The sequence below is a fragment of the Devosia sp. genome (genome assembly GCF_035944845.1).
GTDB lineage: Bacteria > Pseudomonadota > Alphaproteobacteria > Rhizobiales > Devosiaceae > Devosia_A.
Genome location: NZ_DASZAW010000019.1, coordinates 1 through 6866, shown reverse-complemented (window position 1 = coordinate 6866; position 6866 = coordinate 1). Strand labels below are relative to the sequence as shown.

Below are 6866 nucleotides of genomic sequence, written 5' to 3'. Positions count from 1 at the left end.
CCGCCCACAGGGGCATCGCCGGCGTGTTCTAGCGCGGCCCAAGGCCGGGGCGGTCCGTCCCAATAGCCCGGAAGCGAGTCACCTCCCATTTGCGCCACCGCTATCGATGGGTCCTCCCCGGCGTAGGGGTCAATTGGGGGCAGCAGCAGCGCACGTAGGGAGCAGCTCCGAGGTGCTTACTCGCGGTTACAACCCCTCGCGGCAATGGGAACATAGTCCCAGCTTGCCTAGGAACTAGGCTCTCGGCAGTCGCACGCCTTGTAACCAAGGCGGCATTCGGAGCGGTCGGAGACCGCGGTAACCGTGGCAATCGGGTAGCCGCTCTCGTGGTTACGAGAGCCCGGCAGTCGGGACATGCGCGCGCCATCGTAGCCCCAGCAACAAGGTGGCACCGCGGTGCTCACGCAGTGATCAGGCGTAGACTTGTTGGCAAGGACAGGGCATTGCCGCTTTCGTCGCGCAGTTGCGGGAGGACATTAGAAATCAGGACATCAACCTCGGCGAGGGTCGTCACCATGTGGGGAGCCCGCCGGCCGAACTTCTCGTCGTGCGCAACGAGAATGGTTCGTCGGGACTGCGTAAGCACGTCCCGTACGAGGTCTACCTCCATCGGATCGAACTCAAGAACGGCACCCTGCTCGTCGATGGCGCTCGCGCCGATTATGGCGACGTCGAACTTGAAACGGCGGCGGCTCTCGTCACTCATAGTGAGCACCGAGGAGTCCTTGTTACGGACGTAGCCGCCGTAAACATAGACGGTGGCGTTGGTGTTGAGCGCGCAGGTGTGTGCCACGGTGAGGTTCGGCGTAGCGATCAGGATGCCGGGATGGCGCTCGGCCACCTCGTGCAGCGAGTCGAACGTCGTCCCAAGGCCGACGAATACCGTAGCATCCGGGGTCAGGAATTCCTCGAGCGCCTGCACGAGGCGGCGCTTCACCTCAACCAGCGTCGCCTCCCGCTCGTCATGCCCGTGGCGTGCGACGCCTGGCGACGCGAACGCCGCACCGAACCCTTTCTGCAGAAGGCCGAGGTCTTGCAGAGCCCTCAGATCGCGGCGGATCGTCTGGTGGGTAACGTCGAACTGCGCGGCCAGCGCTGCGACGGACACTGCTCCCTGGACCCTCACGGCGTCGAGAATTTCCGATTGGCGCGACGTGACCGTCGGGCGGTCATGTCGGATCTGAGTGGAGAACTTCGTATGCCCGCCCGTCACTTGAATCGCACCGCCAAATAGGTGCGATCGTCGGTCAGCGCCTGGGCAGTGGTACCTTTGGTGCTGATATAGCGATCGATCTTGTACGGGTCGGCTGCCTCGACCGCACGAAACGACGCCTCCCACTCTAAGATGCCAAAGCCTTTGCCCGGCTCGAAATAGCCGTCTGAGAACAGCTCGATCGACTCGATATCGGCCAGCCGATAGCTGCGGTGCTCAATGTAGCGGTCGGGGATGTGGAAGCCGTCCAACCCGCCATAGCCGAGCGCCTTGTCGGTGACGTTCTGGAATTCTCCCTGACCGTGCTCGATGCCATGCTGGATCAGCAGCATAAGCTCGGCAGCTGGCACATCAGGCAGGCGCGAGCTGCAGGCGGCGAGGGCACGCTGTTCGATTTCGGCGATCACCGGCGGCTCGGCTGTCGCCTCACCAGGTGCCTGGTGCTGCGTGCCGCGCCAGGTCATGAAGGCGGCGAGGGCGTCGCAGCGCTCCGGCGAAAGGCCCCCGCGCTCGAAATAGCGCCAGGTCTCGCGGCGCAGGATGCTGGTGACATCGTCGAGCGGCTTTAGCACCCAAAGCATGTCGGAGCCGTTGACGCGGATGCCACTGTCGCCGACGGCGACGATCTCCAGCCGGTCTCCGATCTGCAGGGCGGCCACAATGGTGCAGCCCGCACGGAGCTTCCAGTTGTCCTCTACCGCTGCCTGCACCCCCTGTTCCACGTAGGCGACCTGCAGCGCAGCCGTGAGGTAGTCGATGAACGCGCGGGGCCCGCCATAGCGAAAATCCGCGGCCACCGATGGCGCCTGCTGCGCGATTAGGAACTGCTCGGTAGCCCGCTTGATGGTTCGAGAGGCGAACTGACCTGACAGCATGCCGGCATAGCGAGTGCCGTTGCGGTCAGTGACGCCGTCGATCACAGCGTAGCCGGCGCCGGGCACGGCGACGAAGCTGTCTTCGTTTGCCTCCGGATGACCGAACTTCTTGCCTTGGGAGAAAGCTTCGAGAAGCATGATCCTGCCATCTGGTGGAGAAAGTCGCGGGGCCCAGCCCCGCGACAGGACGTGTGTGCAGCTTACTCACCTATCGCTTTGCGCCACTCGGCCATCACGGCGTCGGATCCGCCGAAATCGCTGAGCGGCTTGACGTTGACGAGTGTCAGGTCAGCAAGATTCGGGGTCCCCGCCGGGCCCGCCACATCCAGGCGCACTGAACGCCGGCCGATGTCCATGGCCAGCTTTTCCTGCGTTGACTTTGACAAGGCCCAGTCGATGAACTTCTTGCCACCATCCGGGTTTGGCCCGCCCTCGACTAGGGCCACGCCGTCGGGCGTAGCCGCCGTGCCGTCGCTGAGATGGACGATAGAAATTGGCGCCCCGCCCTGCACGTACTCCAGCGCATTGTCCTCTAGCGTCAGCCCCATGGACGCCTCGCCGTCAGCCACGAAACGCGGTACAGCGCCTGAGGAATCGGCGAATACGAAGTTGGCAGCGATCTCCTTGTACTTTTGCCAGCCCTGGTCGCCGAACACGGTGAGCACGGTCGTGAGCTGTTGCATCGCGGAGCCCGAGCCATCGGCACGCGCCGAGGCGATCTGGCCCTTCCACTTCGGATCGGCCAGCTCGGCCCAGGTCTTGGGCGCGGTGTCGAGTGGCTGCAGGTCGGTGTTGACCGCGAGCACGTAGACCACTGCCGTGTAGGGTGTCCACGCCGGATCCTTGATGAACTGCGGATCGATCTTGTCGAATTCGGGCGGCGTGTAGGGCTCAAGCAGTGAGGCGAGTTCAGTCAACGAGCTGCCCGAGATCGACCAGATCACATCCGCTGCCGGTGCGCCGGACTCCGCCTGCACGCGCTTCATGATGTCGCCGGAGCCGAGTTTTACCACTTCGGCCTTGAGCCCGGTTTCCTGTTCGAAGATCGGCAGCAGCGTGTCGACGATCGAGGATTTGTGGGCGGTGTAGATGGTCACCGTGCCGCCGTCCTGGGCGAAGACCGGGGTCATTGCCGTTGCCGCGAGCAGGCCCGCGGCTAAGCCCAAAAATGTCCGTTTGCGAATGTTCATAGACGTCCTCCCGACCGTTTTCGATCATTCTGTGATCGAGTTGATAGTTGCGCGGCGAATTCGATGTTGCAATACGAAAATGTGACTGCTCTTGTGGGCTTTGCTCAGGGGCAAGACCAGGGTGGGGAATGAGCTATCTGACGGTCCAGAACGCAATCAAGCGCTTCGGCAGCTTCGTCGCGCTGAACGATGTCTCGATCGCCGTCGACAAGGGCGAGTTCTTCACGCTGCTAGGCCCGTCCGGCTGCGGCAAGACCACCCTGCTGCGCTCGATCGCCGGTTTTAACGACCTGACCACGGGGACCATTACCCTTGATGGCGCCGACCTGAGGGCCGTGCCGCCGCACCGTCGCGACATCGGCATGGTGTTTCAGGATTACGCCATCTTCCCGCACCTGAGCGTCTTCGACAACGTCGCGTTCGGGCTAAAGCCTCGCAAGGTGCCAGCCGCACAGATCAAGACGCGCGTCATGCAAGCACTGCGCGCCGTGCGGCTTGAAAGCATGGCCGAACGCCTGCCGGCCGCTATGTCCGGTGGTCAGCAGCAACGCATCGGCCTTGCCCGCGCCATGGTGATCAACCCGCGCCTGCTGCTGATGGATGAGCCGCTCTCCAACCTCGACGCCAAGCTGCGCATCGAGCTGCGCGAGGAAATCCGCGACATCCAGAAGCAGGTCAACATTGCTACAATCTATGTGACGCACGACCAGGAGGAGGCACTCGCCATTTCCGACCGCATTTGTGTCATGAGCGCGGGCAGGATCGAGCAGATCGGCACACCACAGGAGATCTACGGCGATCCGCAAACCCAGTTCGTTGCCGGCTTCGTGGGTACACTCAATACGCTTGAACGCGGCCCCGCCACGGAGGCACTGCTCGTCCGCCTCGGCTTGTCCTCGAACCCGGGCCTGACTTGGGCAGTGCGCCCGGAAAACATCGGCCTCGCCGGTTCCTCCATGCAGGGCGCGGCGCTCCCCGGCAAGGTGAACAAGTTCACCTACCTCGGGCGCGAAGCCCACCTTCAAGTCGCCACTCCTGCCGGCGATCTGGTCGTCCACGTCGCCAATCCCTCGCGTAGCGAGATCCTGGCCCCGGGAAGCACGACGACGGTCGTCGTGCCCAAGGAGAGCCTTATGACCTTTGACGCCGACGGACGGCGAACGGCCGCAGGGGGCTGAGCATGGCACGGCCGAACTTCTGGAGCCTCATCGCCATCTTTACGTGGGCCCTGCTGATCCTGCTGCTGTTTTTGCCGGTGGGTTCGGTGCTCACTTCGAGTCTCTACGACCGCGCCGGCAACTTCAGCCTCACCAACTACGCCACGTTCATCTCCGAGCCGCGCTTCTTCACCGCGTTCATCAACACGCTGGTAGTGGGCGCCGGAGGCCTGTTCGGCGCGCTGCTGCTCGGCTCGATCATGGCGTTCTGCATCTCACGCTTCCACATCGCGGGCGGCCGCTTTGTATCCCTGCTGGCAATTCTGGCGCTGGTATCACCACCATTCATCGGCGCCTATTCGTGGATCGTGCTGTTCGGCGCGGGTGGCCTGGTGCGCGGCGTTCTGCGCGACATGGGCATCGCAATGCCGCCGATCTATGGGCTCACCGGCATCCTCATCGTCTTCTCGCTGAAGTTCTATCCTTACGTCTACCTGCTAGTTTCGGGCGCCCTCTCCAACGTCAACCGCTCGCTCGAGGAGGCGGCCGAAGGCCTGGGGCTGACGCCGCTGCAGCGAACGATGCAAATCTCCTTTCCGCTGGTATTTCCGGCGCTTACGGCTGGGGGACTGCTGGCCCTGATCCACGCCATCGCCGATTTCGGTACGCCGCGCCTTCTCGGCCGCGGCTACTCAACGCTGGCGACCGAGGCCTACGCCGCATATTCGGCCGAGGTGGGCAGCAACATGTCGATGGGCACAACCATCAGCGTCATCCTGATCGCGGTATCGATGATCTTCGTGCTGCTGCAGCGCTACATGTCGCGGCGCAACGTCTATCACGGCAACCTCATCAACAAGCCGAACAAGGTTCGGCTGCGCGGGTGGCGCAACGTGGTGGCGCATGTCGCGGTCTATACGATTGCCCTGTGCGGAGCGTTGCCAGTCATTATCTCGGTGATCTACTCGTTCCGCCGCACCAGCGGGCCGGTGTTCAAGGACGGCTTCGCGTTCCAGAGCTACGAGCGCATCATCTTCAATCTCGGTGATGTGGTGCGGAATTCGCTGAGCTTTTCGGGTGCGTCGGTGCTGCTGATCGTCATTGTCGGTACGCTGATCGGGACACTGGTCGCGCGCCGTACCACCATTTCTACCTCGCTGCTCGATGGCGCATTCATGATCCCCTTCGTGATGCCGGGTATCGTCATCGGCATCGCCTACATTGCTGCGTTCAATACCGGCGCGATCGTACTCACCGGTACCGCCGCAATCATCGTGCTCTCCATCTTCATTCGCCGGTTGCCCTACAGCGTGCGTACCACCGCCTCGTCGCTCCGACAGATTTCGCCGAGTATGGAAGAGGCTGCGGTGTCGCTGGGTTATTCGCCGTTCAAGGCCTTCTTGCGCGTCACCGTGCCACTTATCGTGCCGGGCATCATTGCCGGCGGCATGCTGAGTTTCGTCACCGCCATCAACGAACTTTCGTCGTCGCTGGTGCTCTATGTCGGCAGCACCATGACCATGCCAGTGCGCATCTACCTGCTGATCCTCGATGGCGATTTCGGCGTCGCGGCCGCCCTTGCCACGATCTTGCTCGCCATCAGCGGGCTGGCGGTCTACATCGCCTTCCGCTTCCTCGGACGAAACGAGCAGGCGCTGCTGTAGAGTTCGACCTCGATCGGCCGCAGCCGGCGCCCAGAGGCTAAAGGCCGAGATGGCGGTGGTGGCCGTCCTCTCGTGGCCGGGACTTGCGCACAGATCACCTTGGACAGTCGCGACGGCTCCGGGCGAAACCGTGCGAGACCGCGGGCCCAGATAAAGGGCCCGCGGCTCCCGCCATAGTAGATGCGGCCAATAGACCTCATAGCTGCTTGCACCGTGCGCTGCTGCAGCCCCTCATCGCACCCACGTCCGGGGAGGACCCGTCGATCCTCACAGCGGCTGCGAGACCGCGACGGCTCCCCGATGGGCAACGGAGGCGTGGAGCACCCTCTGTTTGTAGCGGACCTACGACAACGCGTCGCCAAGGTTGGTCAGCACTTCATGGAAGGATCGTGCGTCCGACGAGGCGAATGTCCTTCATGGGACAAGTCTGGCCTGTGTTCACACGGTCATTGCCCCAGCACTCTACTAGCCGATGGGATCTTCCATAGGGTCAATCGTCGAAGCGCACGGACCGCGCATCGCTTCTCGCCCCTCTGCTCCACGCCTCCGTTGCCCATCGGGGAGCCGTCGCGGTCTCGCAGCCGCTGTGAGGATCGACGGGTCCTCCCCGGACGTGGGTGCGATGAGGGGCTGCAGCAGCGCACGTAGGGAGCAGCTACGGGTCTTTTATCGAAACTACTACTCGCCCGGCCGCGGCGATCGACCCATCGCCTGGAAGCATGAGAGTGAATTCCCGTCGGCGGTGAGGCGATCGAAGTCGTTTGGCT

5 protein-coding genes are annotated in these 6866 nt (G+C 63.2%); 2 read left to right on the top strand and 3 right to left on the bottom strand.

The window, feature by feature from the left end; genetic code table 11:
- Nucleotides 1-400: 400 nt before the first annotated feature.
- From VGV07_RS03240 to VGV07_RS03230, 3 genes are all read right to left on the bottom strand, one after another.
- Entirely contained in the window at nucleotides 401-1213 is an 813-nt protein-coding gene (locus VGV07_RS03240) for a DeoR/GlpR family DNA-binding transcription regulator (RefSeq protein WP_326867252.1), read from the bottom strand.
- Nucleotides 1210-2226 (bottom strand): hypothetical protein, encoded by a 1017-nt coding sequence (locus VGV07_RS03235; protein ID WP_326867251.1) that lies wholly within the window; start codon nucleotides 2224-2226, stop codon nucleotides 1210-1212. The genes VGV07_RS03240 and VGV07_RS03235 overlap by 4 nt, the downstream gene beginning before the upstream one ends.
- 62 nt (nucleotides 2227-2288) lie before the next feature.
- Nucleotides 2289-3278: an extracellular solute-binding protein gene (locus VGV07_RS03230; protein WP_326867250.1), complete on the bottom strand. Its 990-nt coding sequence runs from the start codon at nucleotides 3276-3278 to the stop codon at nucleotides 2289-2291.
- Nucleotides 3279-3406: 128 nt separating this feature from the next.
- Here VGV07_RS03230 and VGV07_RS03225 point away from each other — a divergent pair, with 128 nt between their 5' ends.
- Nucleotides 3407-4456 carry an ABC transporter ATP-binding protein gene (locus VGV07_RS03225; RefSeq protein ID WP_326867249.1) on the top strand — a complete coding sequence of 350 codons (1050 nt, stop codon included), beginning with the start codon at nucleotides 3407-3409 and terminating at the stop codon, nucleotides 4454-4456.
- A gap of 2 nt (nucleotides 4457-4458) precedes the next feature.
- Nucleotides 4459-6099, top strand: a complete 1641-nt coding sequence (locus tag VGV07_RS03220; RefSeq protein ID WP_326867248.1) for an iron ABC transporter permease — start codon at nucleotides 4459-4461, stop codon at nucleotides 6097-6099.
- Nucleotides 6100-6866 lie beyond the last annotated feature (767 nt).

Coding starts and splice junctions, on each gene's coding strand:
- VGV07_RS03235 (WP_326867251.1), bottom strand. CDS start 2,226: ATGCTTCTCGAAGCTTTCTCCCAAGGCAAGAAGTTCGGTCATCCGGAG.
- VGV07_RS03230 (WP_326867250.1), bottom strand. CDS start 3,278: ATGAACATTCGCAAACGGACATTTTTGGGCTTAGCCGCGGGCCTGCTC.
- VGV07_RS03225 (WP_326867249.1), top strand. CDS start 3,407: ATGAGCTATCTGACGGTCCAGAACGCAATCAAGCGCTTCGGCAGCTTC.
- VGV07_RS03220 (WP_326867248.1), top strand. CDS start 4,459: ATGGCACGGCCGAACTTCTGGAGCCTCATCGCCATCTTTACGTGGGCC.